Source organism: Wenjunlia tyrosinilytica (assembly GCF_014646055.1).
Lineage (GTDB): Bacteria > Actinomycetota > Actinomycetes > Streptomycetales > Streptomycetaceae > Wenjunlia > Wenjunlia tyrosinilytica.
The window spans coordinates 311,864-330,170 of sequence record NZ_BMMS01000001.1; the positions used below are offsets into that span (position 1 = coordinate 311,864).

At 71.5% G+C, this 18,307-nt stretch carries 16 protein-coding genes, 2 tRNA genes and 1 pseudogene; 10 read left to right on the top strand and 9 right to left on the bottom strand.

Translation table 11 applies throughout. The annotated features are described in order from the left end of the window. Positions 1-134: 134 nt before the first annotated feature. The 3 genes from IEY86_RS01375 to IEY86_RS01385 are packed head-to-tail and all read left to right on the top strand — an operon-like array spanning position 135 to position 2,944. Positions 135-1,334: an MFS transporter gene (locus IEY86_RS01375; protein ID WP_229698066.1), complete on the top strand. Its 1,200-nt coding sequence runs from the start codon at positions 135-137 to the stop codon at positions 1,332-1,334. Positions 1,335-1,379: 45 nt separating this feature from the next. Further along, a complete protein-coding gene (locus IEY86_RS01380) occupies positions 1,380-2,051 on the top strand; it encodes a TetR/AcrR family transcriptional regulator (RefSeq protein ID WP_189129564.1) in 672 nt (223 codons plus the stop codon). Beyond that, positions 2,048-2,944: a DUF2797 domain-containing protein gene (locus tag IEY86_RS01385; protein WP_189129565.1), complete on the top strand. Its 897-nt coding sequence runs from the start codon at positions 2,048-2,050 to the stop codon at positions 2,942-2,944. Before IEY86_RS01380 ends, IEY86_RS01385 begins: the two co-directional genes overlap by 4 nt. Before the next feature lie 27 nt (positions 2,945-2,971). Here IEY86_RS01385 and IEY86_RS01390 read toward each other — a convergent pair whose 3' ends face one another. The 5 genes from IEY86_RS01390 to IEY86_RS01410 form a co-directional block, all read right to left on the bottom strand. Then, a complete protein-coding gene (locus tag IEY86_RS01390; RefSeq protein ID WP_189129566.1) occupies positions 2,972-4,822 on the bottom strand; it encodes a GMC family oxidoreductase in 1,851 nt (616 codons plus the stop codon). Continuing rightward, positions 4,819-6,327, bottom strand: coding sequence for a tocopherol cyclase family protein (locus tag IEY86_RS36120; protein ID WP_229698093.1), 1,509 nt, complete (start codon positions 6,325-6,327; stop codon positions 4,819-4,821). The genes IEY86_RS01390 and IEY86_RS36120 overlap by 4 nt, the downstream gene beginning before the upstream one ends. Positions 6,328-6,356: 29 nt before the next feature. Next, positions 6,357-7,061 (bottom strand): FadR/GntR family transcriptional regulator, encoded by a 705-nt coding sequence (locus IEY86_RS01400; RefSeq protein ID WP_189129567.1) that lies wholly within the window; start codon positions 7,059-7,061, stop codon positions 6,357-6,359. Positions 7,062-7,218: 157 nt separating this feature from the next. Continuing rightward, positions 7,219-8,913, bottom strand: coding sequence for an MFS transporter (locus IEY86_RS01405; RefSeq protein ID WP_189129568.1), 1,695 nt, complete (start codon positions 8,911-8,913; stop codon positions 7,219-7,221). A gap of 982 nt (positions 8,914-9,895) precedes the next feature. Then, the gene (locus tag IEY86_RS01410) at positions 9,896-10,639 is read right to left on the bottom strand and encodes a DNA-methyltransferase (RefSeq protein ID WP_189129569.1); all 744 of its coding nucleotides are present in this window, start codon (positions 10,637-10,639) and stop codon (positions 9,896-9,898) included. Between the two features lie 260 nt (positions 10,640-10,899). Between IEY86_RS01410 and IEY86_RS01415 the strand changes: the two genes are divergently transcribed. Continuing rightward, positions 10,900-11,580: a Tn3 family transposase gene (locus tag IEY86_RS01415; RefSeq protein ID WP_229698094.1), complete on the top strand. Its 681-nt coding sequence runs from the start codon at positions 10,900-10,902 to the stop codon at positions 11,578-11,580. Positions 11,581-11,704: 124 nt separating this feature from the next. Here the strand turns inward: IEY86_RS01415 and IEY86_RS01420 are convergent, their stop codons facing one another. Further along, a complete protein-coding gene (locus IEY86_RS01420) occupies positions 11,705-12,049 on the bottom strand; it encodes a helix-turn-helix domain-containing protein (RefSeq protein WP_189129571.1) in 345 nt (114 codons plus the stop codon). Positions 12,050-12,746: 697 nt separating this feature from the next. Further along, complete coding sequence (locus tag IEY86_RS01425) at positions 12,747-13,376, bottom strand: type III effector protein (RefSeq protein ID WP_189129572.1); 630 nt, start codon at positions 13,374-13,376, stop codon at positions 12,747-12,749. 128 nt (positions 13,377-13,504) lie between these two features. Here IEY86_RS01425 and IEY86_RS01430 point away from each other — a divergent pair, with 128 nt between their 5' ends. From IEY86_RS01430 to IEY86_RS01445, 4 genes and pseudogenes are all read left to right on the top strand, one after another. Then, positions 13,505-13,936 (top strand): Hsp20/alpha crystallin family protein, encoded by a 432-nt coding sequence (locus tag IEY86_RS01430; protein WP_059202743.1) that lies wholly within the window; start codon positions 13,505-13,507, stop codon positions 13,934-13,936. A gap of 102 nt (positions 13,937-14,038) precedes the next feature. Then, entirely contained in the window at positions 14,039-14,434 is a 396-nt protein-coding gene (locus tag IEY86_RS01435) for a DUF2267 domain-containing protein (protein ID WP_189129573.1), read from the top strand. A 53-nt stretch (positions 14,435-14,487) separates the two neighbouring features. Then, a complete protein-coding gene (locus IEY86_RS01440) occupies positions 14,488-14,931 on the top strand; it encodes a DUF2267 domain-containing protein (RefSeq protein WP_189129574.1) in 444 nt (147 codons plus the stop codon). A 19-nt stretch (positions 14,932-14,950) separates the two neighbouring features. Continuing rightward, positions 14,951-15,778 (top strand): annotated as a pseudogene (locus tag IEY86_RS01445) (site-specific integrase); the annotation flags it as partial. 137 nt (positions 15,779-15,915) lie between these two features. On the opposite strand, the gene IEY86_RS01450 reads toward IEY86_RS01445, so the two are convergent. Then, positions 15,916-15,989 (bottom strand) — tRNA-Ile (locus tag IEY86_RS01450). Positions 15,990-16,180: 191 nt separating this feature from the next. Next, a tRNA-Asn gene (locus IEY86_RS01455) sits at positions 16,181-16,253 on the bottom strand. 174 nt (positions 16,254-16,427) lie between these two features. Between IEY86_RS01455 and IEY86_RS01460 the strand changes: the two genes are divergently transcribed. Together IEY86_RS01460 and IEY86_RS01465 are read left to right on the top strand one after the other, a co-directional pair. After that, positions 16,428-16,721 (top strand): YtxH domain-containing protein, encoded by a 294-nt coding sequence (locus tag IEY86_RS01460; RefSeq protein ID WP_189129575.1) that lies wholly within the window; start codon positions 16,428-16,430, stop codon positions 16,719-16,721. Positions 16,722-16,759: 38 nt separating this feature from the next. Then, on the top strand, positions 16,760-18,211 hold the full coding sequence (locus tag IEY86_RS01465) for an FGGY family carbohydrate kinase (protein ID WP_189129576.1): 1,452 nt from the start codon (positions 16,760-16,762) through the stop codon (positions 18,209-18,211). Positions 18,212-18,307: the final 96 nt, after the last annotated feature.

The window sequence follows — 18,307 nt, forward strand, 5'->3', positions numbered from 1 at the left end:
GGTCGTCACCACCCCCGCCCTCGGGCCGCCTCCACCGCCTTCCGGATGGACTCGCTCAGGGCCTGGGCCCATCGGCTGGAATAGACGAGACGTTGCGTCTAGTATTTCTCGGGCAGCCGACCGAGGAGAGACCCGTGGACCACGCCCCATCCGATCCGCCGCCGCGCGGCACGAGGTCCGCCGCCGCGGCCGCCGCGTTCGCGCTGTGGTCGACCATGACGGGCACCACCATCCCGACGCCGCTCTACCCGCTCTACGAGCGCGCGTTCGACTTCTCCTCCCTTACGGTCACCGTCGTCTTCGCCGTCTACGCCATCGGCGTGGTGGTCGGCCTGCTCGCCTTCGGCCGCCTGTCCGATCAGATCGGGCGGCGGCCGGTCATGGCCATCGCCGCCCTGCTGTCGGCCTTCGCTGCGGGTGTCTTCCTGGCCGCGCAGGATGTGACGGTGATGCTGGTCGGGCGGGTGTTCTCCGGCTTCGCCGCCGCCCTGATCACCGGCTCGGCCACGGCGGCGATCACCGAGCTGATGCCCTCCGGCGGCCGGGTCGGGCCCGCCACCGTGGCGCTGTTCGCCAATATGGGCGGCCTCGCGTCCGGGACCCTGCTCGCCGGAATCCTGGCCGACGCCGCCCCCTGGCCGCTGCGCACACCGTGGGTGGTCAGCCTCGCCCTGTCCCTGATCGCGCTGGCCTGGGTGCTGGCCGGACGGGAGAGCGCCGAATTCCGGTCAGGATTCGAACTGAGGTGGCAGAGACTGAGGATTCCCCAGGAGATCCGAGGCGCCTTCCTGCGGTCCGCCATGGCCGCCGGAGCCGGCTTCGCCGTCCTCGGGGTGCTCACCTCCGTGACCGGGCTCTTCCTGGGCACCGTCCTGCACTCGACCAGTCACACCCTCACCGGCGCCGTCGTCTTCACCGCGTTCCTCTGCACGGCTCTGGGCCAGTTGCTGGTGCGGCTTTTCAGACCCTCCACGGCACTGACCGTCGCCTGCGCCGGGCTGATCGCCGCGGCGGCTCTCATCGCCACCGCCATGGCCGTCGAATCACTGGCACCGCTGTTCGCGGGCGCCGCCGTCGTCGGTCTGGCCACCGGTATGGCGGTCGGCCACGGCGTCAGCACCATCGCCACCCGGGTCGCCGCCGAGCGGCGCGGGGAGGCCTTCTCGACGTTCTTCGCGATCCTCTACACGATGCTGGCGCTGCCGGCCGTCGGAGTCGGCGTGCTCATCGAGCTGACCAGTCTGCGCCCGGCGGGCGGGATCTTCAGCGGGCTGGTGGCGCTGCTCGCCCTCGCGGTGCTGGTCAGCCTCGGCCGACGGAAGAGGGCGCGGTGATCCGGTATGCCAAAATCGGCTCCGTCCCCGACCCCCGAAAGGCGAATGGCCATCAGCGCAGCACGCAACGGTGAAGGCGAACGCGACGCCCCCCGCACGCCCCCGCCGGTGGTGAGCCGGACCGGTCCTCGGCGCAGTGAGAGCGCCCGCCTCGCGGTGCTCCGCGCGGCGGACGATCTGCTGGTGGAGCGGGGATTCGACGGTGTGACCGTCGAGGGGATCGCGGCCCGCGCCGGGGTGTCCAAGCAGACGATCTACCGCTGGTGGAAGTCCAAGGTCGACATCCTCCTGGACACCATCGCGGACGACGCTCCCGAGGCCCTGGCATGGGAAGGGGGCCGCGGCACCCCGGAGGAGGAGCTGAAGGCCCAACTGCGCCGCGTCGCCGACTTCCTGGCGAGTCCCCCGGGGCAGGTGCTCCAGGCGCTGCTCGGCCATGCCCAGCTCGACGAACGGACGGCGCGGAGGCTGCGCGAGGGGTTTGTGCGCGAGCAGAGGGAGCGGGATCTTGCGGGGCTGCGGGCGGTGCTGGCCCGGCACGCAGGCGCGGAGCTGGACAGGGAGACGGGCAGCGAGGTGGAAGCGGCCACGGCGGAACGGCTCCTCGATGCGCTCCTCGGCCCGCTCTACCACCAGGTGCTCGTCCAGGGGCAGGTCCCGGGGCCGGAGTTCACGGACGCCGTCGCCGAATGGGTTCTGGAGCTCGCGAGCCGATGAGCGACTGGCGGTGCACCGGACTGGGCTGGAACGAGGACGAGGCGGCCCTGACGTGGCACTCCCCTCGTCATGGCGACCGCCACAGCCCCCTGTCCCGGGGCAGGCGTCTGGCGTTCGCCGCCATCGGGGAGAGGACCTGTGTGGGGGTGTGGCGGGCGGGCCGCCACACGGCCTGCCCCACGGGAGCGGCGATCACCCCGTCCACGATGAGCGACCAGTGCGCCGACTGCGCCCGCCTGGACCGTTCGTTCTCCATCGCCGCGGACACACACGCCGATGACCCTCGGACCTTCGTGGTCTATCTCGCCTACTTCGGCCCCGAGTTGCTGAAAGTGGGGATCACCGCGGAGCAGCGCGGACGGGCCAGGCTGCTGGAGCAGGGCGCGATCACGTTCACCCGGCTCGGCAGGGGCCCGCTGATGGCCGCTCGCCGGACCGAGGCCGTGCTCGGTTCGGTGCTCGGCGTCAAGGACCGTATCCCCTCGGCGGACAAGCGCGTCGCGCTCGCGTCCCTTCCCTCGCCCGAGGAACGGGCGGACAGGCTCGCCGGTCTGCACCGGCGGGCGGTGGAACTGCCCGACTGGCCCGAGGCCGTTGAGCCCTCGCCCTTCCAACCGGTCGACCATGCGGCGGACTTCGGAGTCGAGACCTTCCGCCCCGCCGAGTCGGTCGTCACGGCGCTGGCGCCCGAGGCCGTCGTCAGGGGCGAGGTGGCGGCCGTGGTGGGGCACGACCTCTACCTCGCCTCGCCGGGCGGGAGGACGCTTCTCGACGCCAGGCTGCTGTCGGGGTGGAGCCTCACGGTGGTCCCCGGGCAGCCGGAGACCACGGCCCCCTCGAAACCGTTCGCCCCTCCCGGGCAGGGGCCGCAGACGCAGACGGGGCTGTTCTGACGACGCTCCGACCAGGACTCTCGGCCTCTACGGCTTCGCGGCGGCGGCCTCCGTCACGGACAGGGCGGCGGCCATGACGGTGAGCTGGGGGTTCACCTCGGGGCAGCTGGGCAGCAGCGATCCGTCGGCGACCAGCACCCCCCGAACGCCACGCAGCCATCCCTCCTCGTCGGCGGGGGCGGTCCGCGGGTCGGCGCCCATGGCGACGGTGCCGGTGGGGTGGAACGCCGACAGATGGAGTTGACGAGCCGTCACACCGACCAGTGCCGCGTCCAGTTCGGCGGTGGAACGGATCCGGGGTGTGGCCGGCAGCCCGGTCAGGACCTCCTGCGCCCCCGCGGCGAGGAGCAGTTCGCCCATCGCACGGATCGACCGGAGGAGCCGTCCGGCGTCACGGGGGTCGAGGTCGTATCGCAGCAGAGTGCGTGTGCTGCCCAGCACACGGCCGCCGGGCCGGTCGGCGATCATCGCGCCGAGGGTGGCCAGACGCGCGGAGTCGTCGAGCTCGTCCCGCAGTTCGCGGCCCGCTCCGGGCAGGACGAACGAGCCCATGCCGGGCGGTGGCGCGGTCGCCTCGATCAGGATGCCGTCGTGGTGGAGCTCCTCGACGCCGACGCTCTGGAGCACGCCCCGCCAAGGAGTGATCGGATCGGGGAAGCGCCCGGCGACGCTGATGGCGGGGTGGATGGCGAGGTTGCGGCCGAGCCGGGGATGGCGTCCGAGCCCGGAACGCCGCAGGAGGGGCGGGGACTCCAGCGCTCCCGCCGCCACGACGACGAGCGGGCCGAGGATCTCGAAGGAGGTGCCGTCGGGGCGCACCGCGGCCACACCCGAGGCACACGGGCCGCCCGGCCGGTCGGGATCGACGAGGACACGCCGCACCCGGGCGCTGGTGACGATCCTGGCGCCCGCCGCGCAGGCGTCGGGCAGCACCGACAGCTGCACGCTCTGCTTGGCGCCGGTCGGACATCCGGCGACGCACTGGCAGGAGCCCTTGCAGCCGGGGGCGTTGCGGCGCAGCGGTCCTGCCCGCCAGCCGAGCCGGTCCGCGCCCCGCAGGGCGAGCAGGCCATTGGAGCCGAGGACGTCGAGGGGCTGGGTGGCGACCCGCAGGGCCCGTTCGACCTCGTCCAGCCGGGCACCGAAGCCGGCCGCGTCGGCCAGGGCGAGGCCGAACTCCTCGCGCCAGCGCGTCAGGACATGTTCCGGAGTGCGGTAGCACGTACCGGAGTTGACCAGGGTGGTGCCCCCGACGGCTCGGCCGGTGGGGATGACGACGGGCGGATCGCCGAGCGCGACGGCCGCTCCTCCGTCGCGGTACAGCTCGGTGAAACGGTCGAGCGGCGCCTTGCGGCCGAACTCGGCCGTGGTGTGCCTGCGTCCCTCTTCCAGGACGACGACGCGCAGGCCTGCCCGGGCGAGGGTGCGGGCCGCGATGGCGCCGCCCGCGCCCGAGCCGATCACGACGGCGTCCGCCGTCGAGCGGTCCGGCCAGTGCGCGGAGGGCACGCAGTCGAGTTCGGGGTCGTCCGCGGGGGTGATCGCGGGCGGCCGGGCCTCGTTCAGCATCCTTTCCGTGCCCGCCGCCAGCAGCACCGGCACCTTCACGGTGTCGAGCAGTCGGCTCAGCGCCGGCCGGGCACGCACGCTCGCGAGGACGTCCTCACGTTCCGCGGGGGTGAGGGCGTGCAGGCGGCGGCCGGTGCGTGCCGCGGCGTAGGCGTCGGCGGTGGCCGCGGCTCCCCGGACCGCGGCGCGGGCCGCCGGGGGCATGGCCGCGAGCACGGAATCGAGGCGCCGTGGAACGGCAGCCGGCCAGACGGCGCTGCCGTCGTTGGCGAGAAGGGCGGCAACGAGGCCGTCGAGGGCGCGGCTCATCGCTCCCCCACCTCCGCGTGCGCGGTGCCGTCCAGCGCCCACTGGGCCTCGGAGCGCCAGTGCCCCCACCAGCGCTCCAGAACGATCCGGGCATCGGCGGTCTCGCTGTTGCGGCACACCGCGGGGCTGCCGTCGGGGTCGGCGTAGTCCAGGGCGAGGGTGCGCTCGGGGGGCTGGGTGACCTCGATCCGGATACGGCGCAGACCGGCTCGGCCGGTGACGGTCCAGGAGGGCAGCCCGAGTCGGGCCCGGAACCGGCCGAGCCCCGCCCGGCCGACGGCGCTGCGCAGGGCTCCTCGCGGCCAGGTGCGGCCGTCCTTGCGCAGCCGCAGGAAGACCAGGGGTGGAAGGCCGCGCAGCCCGGGGCGCGTGGAGACGGCGGCCACGACCTCCAGCACGTCTCCGCCTCCGAGGTCGGCGTGGAGCCAGCCCCAGCGGCGGGCGTTGCCATGGCCGTAGACGCGGGCGGTGGCTCCGACGGCCCCGTCCAGGCGCAGCTCCCCACCGCTGTGGACGACCGTTCCGGTGAAGGCGGAGCGCGGTGACGGGACGATCTGCGCGGCGGGCAGTACGGGCCGCCGCCAGGACCAGCGGGGGAAGGTGAACAGCGGCTCCGAGCAGGGCTGTTCGGCGAGGTCCCAGCGGAACGGTCCCGCGCTTCCGCGCAGCCGCCCCGGTCCGGCCTCCACCTCGCAGGCGGCGAACCCGGTCCCGTTCGGCCTCCAGGGCTCGGGCCCGAACCGGGCGTGTTCGACGGGGCCTTCGGCAGGGAAGAGGGCGACCCAGCCGTGGGCGAAGGCGGGTTGGCCGTCGGTGGGCGCGGTGAGTTCATGGTGCAGCCAGAGGCCGGTGCCGGTGACCGGGTCGGTCGCCGTGGTGTACCAGACCTCGGTGCGGCCGGGAGTGCCGTCCCAGCGGGGCGCCAGGTGCTCATCGGCGTCGTCGCGGCGGGGGAAGCGGAAGCCGGTGAGGAAGGGGACGAGACCGGTCGCGAGCGGGAAGCGCAGGATGCCTTCACCGGCGTTCCGGCCGTCATCCGCGCCGGAGGGGGTCTGCGCGGGCTCGCCGGACTCGTGCACCTCCTTCATCTCGTTCGCCTCGTTCACCTCGCCCAGCTCCTTCGCCTCCTTCACCTCGTTCGCCTCCTTGGCCTCCTTCACCTCTTTCACCTCGTTCACCTCCTTCACCTCGTTGAGCGAGAACGGCAGTACGGTCATGGACTTCAGCGGCCTGCGCGGTGAGACGGACTTCCAGCCGTCGAGGCGGTAGCGCCGACCGTCCGCCGTGAAGTCCAGCCGGTATCGGATCCGCCGCCGGGCCATCGGGGAGATCTCCAACTCCCCCTCGGCATCCGCGTCGTCGGCCCATCCGGTGACCCGCACCCGGCCGGTGAGCCTCGCCTGAGTCGTGCGGTGCGGCAGGAGCACCGCGTCGGCGCGGGCCGTGAGGTCCAGCCGCATCCGCCGGGGTTCGGCCTCCCCGGCCAGGCATACGGTGCCCAGCATGGTCTCGCTGAAGTCCGTTCCCCGGGCGCTCACTTGGCGTCCCCAGCGGTACGCAGCCCATCGAGCATGATCTCTTCCGTGGCGGACAGGTAGGCGTCCGCGGCGGACCGGGCAGCGGGAGCGTCGCCGACCTCCACGGCGTCGACCACCGGTTCCAACCGGGCGTGCGCGGCCTCAGCGTCCTGGAACGGCCCGGCAAGCTGCTTGCGAACGGGCAGGTAGGCGTTGAAGAGGGTGTTGGTCAGCAGGGCGTAGACCCGGTTGCCGGTGGCGCGGGCGAGCGCCCGGTGCACCTCGACGTCGGCGAGTTGGACCGCGTCGGCGCTGTCGGCCTCGCGTACGGCGTCCAACAGGGTGCGCAACTCGGCCCGTTGCCCGGCGGTGGCCCGCATTGCCGCCCGTTCGGCGATCAGCGCCCCGACGCTGCGCCTGACCTCGAAGATCTCCCCCAGCCAGTCGGGGCTGTGCCGCACCAGCATCGGCAGCAGATCGGCGCCCCCGAGCCGGGCGAAGTCCCTGACCCGGGTGCCCACGCCGTGCCGTGTCTCCAGCAGACCTGCCTGGACCAGACGCCCGAAGGCGTGCTTGAGCGTGGTCCGGGTGACGCCGTAGCCGTCGGCCAGCTCCCGCTCCGGTGGGAGGTAGCTGCCGGCGGCGTGCCGCCCGGCCAGGATCTCCTCACGCAGACGGCCCTCGAGCACGTCGACGATCGTTTCCCTGGGCAGCGTCTCCATCGGAACTCCTTGACGAGTGGATCAGTGGATGAGCCACTCAACCAGGAGTCGGGAGGGAGGGTCAACACCACGGGGGACCTTCGCCGCGGTCGCCGTGATCATCGGCGTCGTGGTCCCCCTCACCGGGTCCGCCCTCACCGGGTCCGCCCTGATCGCGTCACCGTGAACGTGGGCGAGTCCGCTTTCCGCTGTCCTCGGCGGCGTACCCCGCCAGGAGTTCCTTCTCCCGGTCCCGGCCCGGGAAGAGGAAGAACACCAGCGAGGCGCCGAGAAGGATGGAGAGGATGCCCGCCGCGTACGCCCAGTCGGAGCCCGACAGGAACGACCCCCTGGCCGCGTGGGTGATCTCCTCCGCGTAGCGCGGATATCGCTCGGCCACCTGGGACGCACCGGAGAACGACTTCTCCAACTGGTTCCGCACACCGTCGGAGATCCGCTGCTGATCCGGCGCACCGCCGATCGCCTTCGCGAACTGCCTGGAGTACCCGGCCGCGAGCAGGGCGCCCAGGATCGACTGCATGACCGCCCCGCCGAGGTCTCGTTGGAGGTCCGCGGTCCCCGAGGCCATACCGGCCCTGCGCACCGGCACGGAGCCCGTCAGCGAGTGGGACGCCGGTGTGCCGGCCAGGCCGACCCCCGCGCCGACCAGGGCATAGCCCAGCGCCACCCTCCAGTAGTGGGCGCCCTCCTTCCACAGCACCAGCATGGTGACGAAGCCCAGCAGGCAGAAGCCGTAGCCCGCGAGGAGCGCGAATCTTGACCCGTGGACATTGACGGCCCTGGCCGACAGCGGCGCCGCCAGCACCATGAGGACGGCGGCGGGCAGGATGGCGGCCCCCGCCTCGAGGGTGGAGTAGCCGAGCACGTTCTGCAGGAACTGCTGGCCCACGAAGAGCGAGCCCATCAGCGTTCCGAACACGATCATTCCCGCGCACGCCGCCACCCAGAAGACGCGCCGCCCGGCCACATGGAGGTCGTAGAGCGGGGCCGACGCCTTGCGCTGGCGGACGAAGAACGCGGCTCCGGTCAGTACGGCGGCCACCGCGAGCGCCAGCGTCTCATCGGTCCGGCCCGGGGCGGGGGCGAAGCTGATGGCCAGGACGAGCGAGGCCACGAAGGCGATGGACAGCACTCCACCGAGGTTGTCGACGGGGCCCTCGGCCTCGTTGGCATGGCTCGGCACGAAGAACCACGCCATCGCCAGTGCCACGGCGGCCAGCGGCAGGGTGATCAGGAACACCGAGCCCCACCACCAGTGCTGGAGCACCGCGCCGGCGGCGAGCGGGCCGACCGCGGAGATCCCGCCGCCCACGCCCGACCACAGCGCGATGCACCGGGTGCGGGGCGACCCCGACCACAATGCCGTGATCAGCGCCAGCGTCGTCGGGAAGGCCATGCCCGCCGAGACACCGCCCAGGACGCGGGCGAGCACGAGCACACCGACACTCGGCGCGAACGCGGCCAGCAGGCAGGCCGGGACCGAGAGCGCCATCCCCAGCACGAGCATCATCTTGCGCCCATGGCGGTCGCCGATCGCCCCGAGGTAGATCACCGAGGCGGCCAGGCCCAGCGAGTAGCCGATGGCGACGAGATCGAGCCCGGCCTGCGAGGCGTCGAAGGCCCTGCCGATGTCGGGCAGCGCCACATTGGCCACGGACAGATTCAGATTGGCGACCGCCGAGACCAGGATGAGCGAGAGGAGAACCAGCCGGGCCCGGTCCGGGGCGGCGAAGCCCTCCGGGGCGCGGCCCGCCGCCGTCACCCGTTCCTCGACCCTGGGACCGAGGCCGCCGGGAACCCCGCCGGCCCTGCCACGGGTGGGCAGGGGCTCCGGGCCCTCGTTGACGGGCATACGCCGTCCATCCTTCCGGTCCCTGCCCCGATCGGCTCCCCCGGCGGAGGGGGACGAGCGACAACGTAGGGGGCGGCCTCGCCGGAATCGAGCACACGAGGGTCCTTCGGATCGGTGATCACCCGATCGGATGCGACGACGACAGAAGTAGGCAGACCGCGCCATGACGCTCGGTCACACGGGGAGGAGAAGGAGCCGAGGGTGACTTCCCGCGGCGACGGTCGTTGTTCCTCGAAACGCTCCTCTCGCCCGTGGGACCGGGCCCGGCAGTCGGGCCGCCGGGCGGGGGGAGAGAGCGTGGAAGGCCGTGCGGGACGCTCAGGGTGGGGCGGGTGGGACTCGAACCCACGACCCACGGATTATGAGTCGCCAGGATTCCCTGCCGGACGATGACGGGTGATGCCACCCCGTCCCGTACATGGAGGTCTGAGGCGGTGGACTGTCCGCCTCAGACTCTGCGGTGATACGGCGTCCAACGGCGTCCGGGCTCACCGCGGGCTCACGCGGGGCGCCCTGTGCGGGCTGTCCCCCATGTGGCCTACAGCGGGCGGCGAGACCCGGGCGACGTGATCGCGGTATGCCCTACGCGTGGGCCGGACAGAGGCAGGCCCGGCCTCTACGGCCGACCGGGGCAATCCCCGACTCGGACGGTGCGGCCCCTCACTGCCGGCGGTGGCGTGGGGGCCGTCTGTCGATGAAGGGGCCGCCGCGTAGCGCCGGCCGGCTCGGCTTCGGACCAGTGCTGTGGGGTAGTGGGCTGGAGGCCAGCCCTACGTCTGAGGTTCCTCCCATGGGGACGATGACGGGTTCACCGGCACGGATCGAAGCACCCGCGCGGTTGTAGATCGGCGCTCAGCAGGGTCCACCTGCTCGATCAGTACGGCAACTTCGGTGGCTGAGGATTGGCCGGTTGGCGTTCGGTGGACCGGCGTACCTCGGCGTCCGTGGCCTGCCCGCTTCAGTGTCGTGCCTCTGGTGACCGCTATTTCTCCGGTCCGGCGAGAGTGAAGTCGTCCTGGGTCAGCTCGCCTCGCAGCCTGCGTTCGGCGATTCCAACGTAGTGGGCGGAGAGTTCGACGCCGAGGAAGTGCCGGCCTTCGCGCACGGCGGCGACCCCGGTGGAGCCGCTGCCGGTGAACGGGTCGAGGACGGTGCCGCCGTCTGGGCAGATACGGACGAGTTGCCGCATGACCTCGATGGGTTTCTGGGTGATGTGGACGCGGTCCTTGCGCGGCTGGGAGGCGATGAAGTGGCCGGGCAGATACAGCTTCCGGCTGTTGTCGAGGCTGCCCTTGACGCCCCAGGCGATGAACTCCGCGGACTGCTTGAAGCCGCCCTTGCGGGGGCGGGAGGCGGGCTTCCAGGGGATGGTGCCGGACCAGGTCCAGCCGGCCATCTGCAGGGCGTCGGAGGTCGTGGGAGCCTGGCGCCAGTCGGAGAAGACCATGCACACCGCGTGATTGACCGCCGCTCGATAGGACTCGGTGAGCAGTTCGGTCAACCAGGACCGGTAGGAGCGCTGGTCACGGTTCTCACCGGGGAAGTCCGCCAGGTCGTGCGCGGATCCGGCGGTGACGTACTTGGCGCGGGCGGAGCGGCTCGTGCGCTCCGAACTGGTGCGTCCACCACTGTTGTAGGGCGGGTCTGTGATGACCGCGTCGATACTCTCGTCGGGCAGGGTCTTGAGCACGGTGAGGGCATCCCCTCGGTGCAGCGTGTAGCTCATGCGGACCGCGGACCTCTCTCGGGGTGCGACGGATCGGGACATGCTGCGGGCGGCGCCCGGCAGCGGCCCACTCGGGGCATGTGGCCGGCACAGTAGCGGGGTTTTCCGGCCGCGCCCTGAGCCGTCTCGCTGGTTGCGTCGGCTGGGTGAGGGGTCGTTTGGGGGGATCGCCGAGGTGAGCCCAAAAGGGGTCATGGGATGATCTTGAACCGCTGAGAGGCCCGGCCCGTCACCCGTTCGGCTCAGTGTCGTTGGTGGTGATGTTGACCATCGTCTGGGGCCTGGAGTGGGTTGTGACCTCGATCGAGCGGACCCCGTATCCGCGGTTCAAGCTACGTGATCGACTGGGACCTGATCGAATCGCAGTTCCGGCCCCCGATGCGGGTGGCCGTCTCGGTGCGCGAGGGGGCGATCTCCCCTCCACGCTGCTGAAGCGGCTGCGGTCGGGCTCCAAGAAGAACGCCACCTACGCCGCGTTCCGCGAGGTCGGCCGTGTGATCCGCACCGTGCAACTGCTGCGCTACCCCTCCGACGCGCCGCTGCGCAGGCGGGTTACCGCGGCGACGAACAAAGTCGAGTCGTTCAACCGGTTCTCCCAATGGGTCGGCTTCGGCAACCGCGGCGTCATCGCCGACAACGACCCGGTCGAGCAGGAGAAGGCGATGAAATTCAACGCTCTGCTCACGAACGCGGTCATTTTTCACAATGCCCTGGACATCGCCGAGATCGTCCGCCACCTGCTGGAGGAGGGCTGGACGATCGAGCCGGAGGACCTGGCGCACATCTCGCCGTACCTGACCGAGCACATCAACCGGTTCGGCGAGTACAGCACGCACGAGCTCGGCATCCAGCCCGAGGCGTACGACCCGAAGCTGGACGTGGACTTCACCCCGCTGCGCGAGGCAGACCCGGCCGCGGCCGGCTTCGGTCAGGCCGCCTGAAAGGCCGCGGCCGGGGCGGCATCATGAAGTCCATGGACGATTGATCGAGGGTGCTTACGGCGGCGCGGCCGGTGACGGCAGCATCGTCCGCTGGCCGGTGTTGCCCCAGGATCGGCGTGCTGATTCAGGCTGAGTTCTTCGACTGCGACTCGCGGCCTTGTGTGCGCAGGTGCTCGTTGATGCGCCGGGCTTCTTCGAGCTGGTCTTCGAGGATGACGATGCGGCAGGCGGCTTCGATGGGGGTGCCCTCGTCGACGAGTTCGCGGGCGCGGGCGGCGATGCGCAGCTGGTAGCGGGAGTAGCGGCGGTGGCCGCCTTCGGAGCGCAGCGGGGTGATCAGGAGGTGTTCGCCGAGGGCGCGGAGGAAGGCGGGGGTGGTGCCGAGCATCTCGGCGGCCCGGCCCATGGTGTAGGCGGGGTAGTCGTCATCGTCGAGACTGTCGACGGGACGGGAACTGGCAGGGGGCATAGACCTCTTCTTTCAGGGGACACGTCGGGGGCCCGGGTGCCGTACGGCACCCGGGCCCCGAGCTTTCAACACCATCTACCGGCGAACTGCGCCGGCCTTATTTGTCCGCAGGATCCGCCTGGGAGGGCGGGGCTGCGGGGATCGCGGATGCGTGACCGGGGACCACCTTCCAATCCGGGGCCTGCGGTACCCGGGCGGACTGCTTCCTCGCCCGGGCGATCCTGATGGCGTCTGCTCCTTTACTTCGGCTACACGGTCGTACTGCTGGATAACGCGGGTACTGCTCGCAGCACCCGTGGGGTGTCCTGCTTGACCTGCATGCGCGGCAGTTCATCTCTGCCGTGCCCATCTCGACTTCCTGGGTACACGGAAAAGAATAACCCTGCGACGAGCCAATGTCTACTGTGACCGCGACAGATTTTCTCCAGGTTCGATGGAGGTAGTTCTGCCGCAAACACACCTGCATGAGTGATGCCCCGGCGCGAGCCCACGAGGCGCGGACGAGGAAGCTGGCCATCCTCTACGAGCTGTGTGTGCTGGTCAGCCGGCGGGATGCGCTGCGTCGGCGGGAGATCTGGGCGCCGGGGGCGAACCGGTGGCGTAACCCGGAGGACGATCTGCCGCCGGACTTCGAGGGCAATCGGGTGTTCGCCCGGGGGCGGAGGCTGACTGGGCTGTTGCGGGGCACCGGGCGGGGTCAGGGGGGAGTGAGGGTGTCGAGCCGGGCGGCGAGGTCGGGGTGGGCGGCGGCCAGGTGGGGGCGGGTGGCGGTCAGGGGGGCGATGAGGTCGGCGGGGTCGTTGTGGGCGAGGGCCGCGTGGAGCTCATCGAGCGGGCGGCGGGCGGCGGGGGGAAGGTCGGTGAGGGCGGTGATCTGGCCGGCGAGGCGGCGCAGGTCGGCCGCATTGCGGTGGGCCCAGGTGGCGGTGTTGCGGTCGGCGGCCCGGGCCTGACGGGTGGCCGTCACGCGCTGTTCTCCGGTGGTCCCGGCCGGGCCGGGGCGGCCGCGCAGGTAGCGGCGCTCGGCGGCCTGGCGGCTGGCGACACCCAGGGGAGAGGCGAGGTCGGCCCAGCTGGCGCCCGCGTCCCGGGCCGTTTCGATCAGGCCGGTCTCCCATCCGGCGAGCCGCTCACGTACCTGCCGCAGCAGCATCAGCGAGGCGAGGGCCTGCTCCGGGGCCGGCCCGGCGCCGAGGGTGTCGGGGGTCTCGTGCTGGGCGTCGCGCAGGGCGTCGTCTATGGCTTTCAGGGCCGCCGCCGCGGCGAGGAACGACGCCGGGCTGTGGGCGTCGGCGTCGGTGGAGACCGGCTGGTCGGGTGCGGGCACGGGCACCTCCCTCGGGTTGTCATCAAGTAGACGACATCGTGTTTGTCATCCATTGGATGACATGTTACAACGGTGTCAGTGAGGCGCATTGGCAGTCACTGCCTGAACCTGCTGGAGGTGTTTTCACGATGTTGATGCGCACTGACCCCTTCCGTGAGCTGGACCGGCTGGCGCAGCAGCTGATGGGCCCGGGCACCTGGTCGAAGCCGTCGGCGATGCCGATGGACGCCTACCGCGAGGGTGACGAGTACGTGGTGGCCTTCGACCTTCCCGGCGTCAGCGCGGACGCGATCGACATCGACGTCGAGCGGAACATGCTGACGGTCAAGGCGGAGCGCCGGCCGGTGGCGAAGGCCGACGACGTGCAGATGGAGCTGTCCGAGCGGCCGCTGGGCGTCTTCTCCCGCCAGATCGTGCTCGCCGACACCCTCGACACCGAGCACATCAAGGCCGACTACGACGCGGGCGTGCTGACCCTGCGCATCCCGATCGCCGAGCGTGCCAAGCCCCGCAAGATCTCCATCGGCGTCGGGACCGGCCACAAGGAGATCTCCGGCTGACACCGGCCGGACAGGTGCGGAGGACGGGCACCTGATCTCCCCCTCACCCCGTCCTCCGCACCCCGTGGGGCAGGCCGAAGAACAAGAAGGGGTGGCGGCGAGATGACTCTGCGACGCGAAGCGTTCCTCGACCGCGTGAAGGAGCGCGGCGAGTACGGCACTGTGGAGGAAGCCGAGCGCGCGGCCCGTGTGGTGCTCGCCCTGCTGGGCGCGCATCTGGTCGGCGAGGTTCGCGCCCAGCTCGCGGCACGTCTCCCGGAGGAATTCGCCCTGATCCTGCTCAACCCGCTGCAGAGCGCCGAACCGCTGCCCCCGGAGCGGTTCGTCCGGGCGACCGCGGCCTGGATCGAGGGCGCCACCGAGCAGACCGCGACCTGGGACGTCAGCGCCGTGCTGTCCACGGTCGCCGACACGGCCGGCGAGGACCTGCTGGGGCAGATCCTGCTCCAGCTCCCCGCCGGCTACGACCTCCTCTTCGGCCGCCCCCAGCCCACCTGACCCCTACCTCGGTGCCACACACCCGCACCGCTCTACGAAAGGCATGCACTGCAGTGATCACCGACGTGCGCGTACCGGCTGAGGACCAGCAGCCGTACTCGACGGCGTATGAGCAGATGCTGGAGAAGGTCCTCTACGAGGGCGCCTACCCCACCCGCGAGAGAGCCGAGGAAGCCGTCCGCCTTGTTCTCGCGGGGCTGGGACGCCAGCTGACCGGCGACGAACGCGTCGACCTTGCCGCCTGCCTGCCCCTGGAAGCCGCACGTGTCCTCACCGCACAGATCCCCGACACCCAGCCGCTGACCGGCTGGGCCTTCGTCAAGTACCTCGCCGCCCGCTCCGGTGCCTCCCTGGCCACCACCCGCTGGGACACCGGCTCCGTCTTCGCGGCCGTCGCCGCCCACGCCGACCCTGACCTCATCACCCGCATCCTCCACCAGCTCCCCACCGGCCACGCGCTGTTGTTCGGCCGCGCCGAACTCACCTCCGCCGCGTAAACGGCACCGGCACCCCGGGAAGCCGTTCCGGAGGATCACCGGGGCTGCCACGCGGCAGCGCATCCGCTCCACGTTGCGGGCGGCGCTGAACGCGGCGATCGCCCGGCAGCTCATCACCTTCAACGCGGCAGAGCACGTGGAGCTGGCGTCCGGCAAGCGACCCAAGGGCCTGCTCTGGACGGAGGAACGGGTCCGCCATTGGGAAAGGACCGGTGCGAAGCCCTCCCCGGTCATGGTGTGGACGCCGGAGCAGCTCGGCCGCTTCCTGGACGCAGCCGAGGGCGACCGGCTGTACCCCATGTTCCATCTCATCGCCTTCCGCGGTCTGCGGCGCGGTGAGGCGGTGGGCCAGAACTGGATGGACATCAATCTGGACCGTGCCGAACTGACCGTCGCCAAAGAGATCGTCCAGGACGGCGGGACGACGTACGAGTCGGAGCCGAAAACGGACGGCAGCGCCGCCACCATCCACCTCGACAGCCGCACGGTGACAGTACTGAGGGCACACCGCGCCCGCCAGAACCGCGAGCGCCTGAAGTGGGGTGAGGCATGGCAGGACACGGGCAAGGCGTTCACCCGGGAAGACGGCAGCTGGCTGCACCCGGAGGCGGTGTCCGACGCCTTCCGCCGCATCGTCAAAGCAGCCGGCCTACCGCCGATCAACCTCCGGGATCTCCGCCACGGCGCGGCCACCCTGACGCACGCGGGTGGTGGTGATCTTCACACGATCAAGGAGACCTTGCGGCACTCGACCATCACCCTCACGTCCGACACGTACAGCAACCTCCTGCCGGACATCGACCGGGAGGTCTCGGAGAAGGCCGCGCGGCTCGTGCCGCGATCCCGCCCGAAGGCGGCGGGAGGCACGTCCGGGCTCACTTCGGGCTCACCTGCCACCGCCCAGGGAAGCGTCTTCCCCCTCGCAAAGATCGACCTCAAGCCCTTCAGCGAGGTCAACAGGGGGATGCCGGTCGATCCGCTCGGTGGGGCGGGTGGGACTCGAACCCACGGCCGACGGATTATGAGTCCGCTGCTCTAACCGGCTGAGCTACCGCCCCGTAACGGCACGTCGCGACATGTCGTTCGCACCGTCTGCCGCAGCATAGCCGTTCATAGGATCTGTCGCCCTCGGGGGGCCGGAATGATCCTTCTTCAGCCATGCCCGGCTCCGGACGCGGGCCCCTGCGGCATGCGCGCCACACAGAGAACGGTCCCCGCGGCGGATGCCAGGGGGACCGTGTCTGTTGCGCTCCCCCGACTGGACTCGAACCAGTAACCTGCCGGTTAACAGCCGGCTGCTCTGCCAATTGAGCTACAGGGGATTGCTCCGATTGCCCTCCCACCGGTCTCCCGGGCGGCGGGCGCTCGCTGCGAGACATACATTAGCGCAACGAGGGGGGTGCTCCGCCAATCGGATTCGCCGCCCCGTTCTCCGGGTAGGCGCGAGGCGGCAGCAGACGCCTGGAACGCCGAACTCGGGACGAAAGGGTGGAGCCATGCGCTACCGGCTGACATTCATGAGTGGGGTCGCCGTCGGCTACGTGCTCGGAGCCAGAGCCGGCCGCGAGCGGTACGAACAGCTGCGCAAGGCGGCCCGCCAGTTCGCCCAGAACCCCGCCGTGCAGGACGCGGCGAAGAACGCCAAGGACACCGGGCGCACCGTGGCCTCGAAGGCCGCGGGCACCGTGGCGGGCAAGGTCGGCGACAAGCTCCCCGACAGCGTGACCGACCGCGTGCGCTACCTGCGCGAGCGCGGTTCCGAGGACGACTGGGGCACCAGTAACACCTGATCGTCTCCCCCGTGCCGCGGATCCATATGATCTGCGGCATGGGGATTGTCGCCGGGATCGAATGCTCGTCCCAGTTCACGAAGATTGTCGTCTGCGACTCGGACACCGGATCCGTGCTGAGGCAGGGGCATGCCGCGCACCCCGAGCTGCCACCGAACCGGCAGGAGAAGACGGAGATCGACCCGCAGGCCTGGCTGATCTCCCTGGGGGAGGCGGCCGGCGGCGGGGTGCTGGAAGGCGTCCAGGCCATCGGCATCGCCGGCCAGCAGCACGGGATGATCGCGCTCGACGTCGGCGGGGTGGCGGTGCGCCCCGCGCTGCTGTGGAACGACAAGCGGGCCACCGGTGCGGCGGCCGACCTCGTCGAGGCGCTCGGCGGCCCGGAGGCGTGGGCGCAGGCCGTCGGTTCCATTCCCCGGGCCTCGCACACCGTGGCCAAGCTGCGGTGGCTCGCGCAGGCGGAACCGCAGAACGCTCGGCGCACCGCCGAAGTGCTCCTCCCCCACGACTGGCTCACCTGGCAGCTCCTGGGCGGCCAGGCCCCCCGCAGCACGGACCGCGGCGATGTCTCGGGGACCGGCTACTGGTCGGCGGCGACCGGTGAGTACCGGCCCGACCTGGTGGAGCTGGCCCTCGGCCACCAGGTGGCCCTGCCCCGGGTGCTGGGCCCCGCCGAGCCCGCCGGGCACACTCCGGAGGGACTGCTGATCTCGGCGGGCACCGGTGACAACATGGCGGCGGCGCTCGGCCTCGGGGTCGGCCCCGGCGACGCCGTGGTCTCGCTCGGGGCCTCGTCCACGATCTTCGCCATCCACCACGAGGCGCTGCACGACCCGACGGGGACCATCACCTCGTTCGCCGACGCGACCGGGAACCATATGCCGGTCGTCCACACCCTCAATGCCTCGCGGGTGCTGAGAGGCGCGGCCGAGCTGCTGGGCACCGAGCTCGACGGGCTCTCCGAGCTGGCGCTGCGCTCCACTCCGGGCGCCTACGGCCTGGTGCTCCTGCCGTATCTGGAGGGCGAGCGCACCCCGAGCCTGCCGCACACGGCGGGCACGCTGTCGGGGCTGCGCCGCGAGAGCATGAAGCCGGAACACCTGGCGCGGGCGGCGGTCGAAGGGATGCTGTGCGGGCTGGCGGACGCGCTGGACGTACTGCGGCGGCGCGGGGTCCAGGTACGGCGGGTCTTCCTCCTGGGCGCCGCCGCCAATCTGCCCGCCGTGCGCACGGTGGCCCCGCTGATCTTCGGCACCAACGTCGTCGTTCCGCAGCCGGCCGAGTACGCGGCTCTGGGCGCGGCCAGGCAGGCGGCCTGGGCGATGCACGGGCAGCACGCGAGCCGGCCCCTGCCGGAGCCTCCGCGCTGGCGGGCCGTGGCGGCGGAGCCTTCGGCGGAGCTGACCGAGGAGGACATCGCGATCGGGCAGGCGGTGCGGCAGCAGTTCACGGCGGTGCGCGAGCAGACCCACCCGGGGGCGTTCGGCTGAGCCGGACACGGCGAGGACTGCCACCACGGAATCTGCCACCGCCGAGCAGGAAGATGCGGAAACTGCCACCGCGGAGCCGGAAGCTGCGGAACTGCC

Coding starts and splice junctions, on each gene's coding strand:
- IEY86_RS01380 (WP_189129564.1), top strand. CDS start 1,380: ATGGCCATCAGCGCAGCACGCAACGGTGAAGGCGAACGCGACGCCCCC.
- IEY86_RS01385 (WP_189129565.1), top strand. CDS start 2,048: ATGAGCGACTGGCGGTGCACCGGACTGGGCTGGAACGAGGACGAGGCG.
- IEY86_RS01390 (WP_189129566.1), bottom strand. CDS start 4,822: ATGAGCCGCGCCCTCGACGGCCTCGTTGCCGCCCTTCTCGCCAACGAC.
- IEY86_RS36120 (WP_229698093.1), bottom strand. CDS start 6,327: ATGCTGGGCACCGTATGCCTGGCCGGGGAGGCCGAACCCCGGCGGATG.
- IEY86_RS01400 (WP_189129567.1), bottom strand. CDS start 7,061: ATGGAGACGCTGCCCAGGGAAACGATCGTCGACGTGCTCGAGGGCCGT.
- IEY86_RS01405 (WP_189129568.1), bottom strand. CDS start 8,913: ATGCCCGTCAACGAGGGCCCGGAGCCCCTGCCCACCCGTGGCAGGGCC.
- IEY86_RS01410 (WP_189129569.1), bottom strand. CDS start 10,639: ATGAGCTACACGCTGCACCGAGGGGATGCCCTCACCGTGCTCAAGACC.
- IEY86_RS01415 (WP_229698094.1), top strand. CDS start 10,900: ATGTTGACCATCGTCTGGGGCCTGGAGTGGGTTGTGACCTCGATCGAG.
- IEY86_RS01420 (WP_189129571.1), bottom strand. CDS start 12,049: ATGCCCCCTGCCAGTTCCCGTCCCGTCGACAGTCTCGACGATGACGAC.
- IEY86_RS01430 (WP_059202743.1), top strand. CDS start 13,505: ATGTTGATGCGCACTGACCCCTTCCGTGAGCTGGACCGGCTGGCGCAG.
- IEY86_RS01435 (WP_189129573.1), top strand. CDS start 14,039: ATGACTCTGCGACGCGAAGCGTTCCTCGACCGCGTGAAGGAGCGCGGC.
- IEY86_RS01460 (WP_189129575.1), top strand. CDS start 16,428: ATGCGCTACCGGCTGACATTCATGAGTGGGGTCGCCGTCGGCTACGTG.
- IEY86_RS01465 (WP_189129576.1), top strand. CDS start 16,760: ATGGGGATTGTCGCCGGGATCGAATGCTCGTCCCAGTTCACGAAGATT.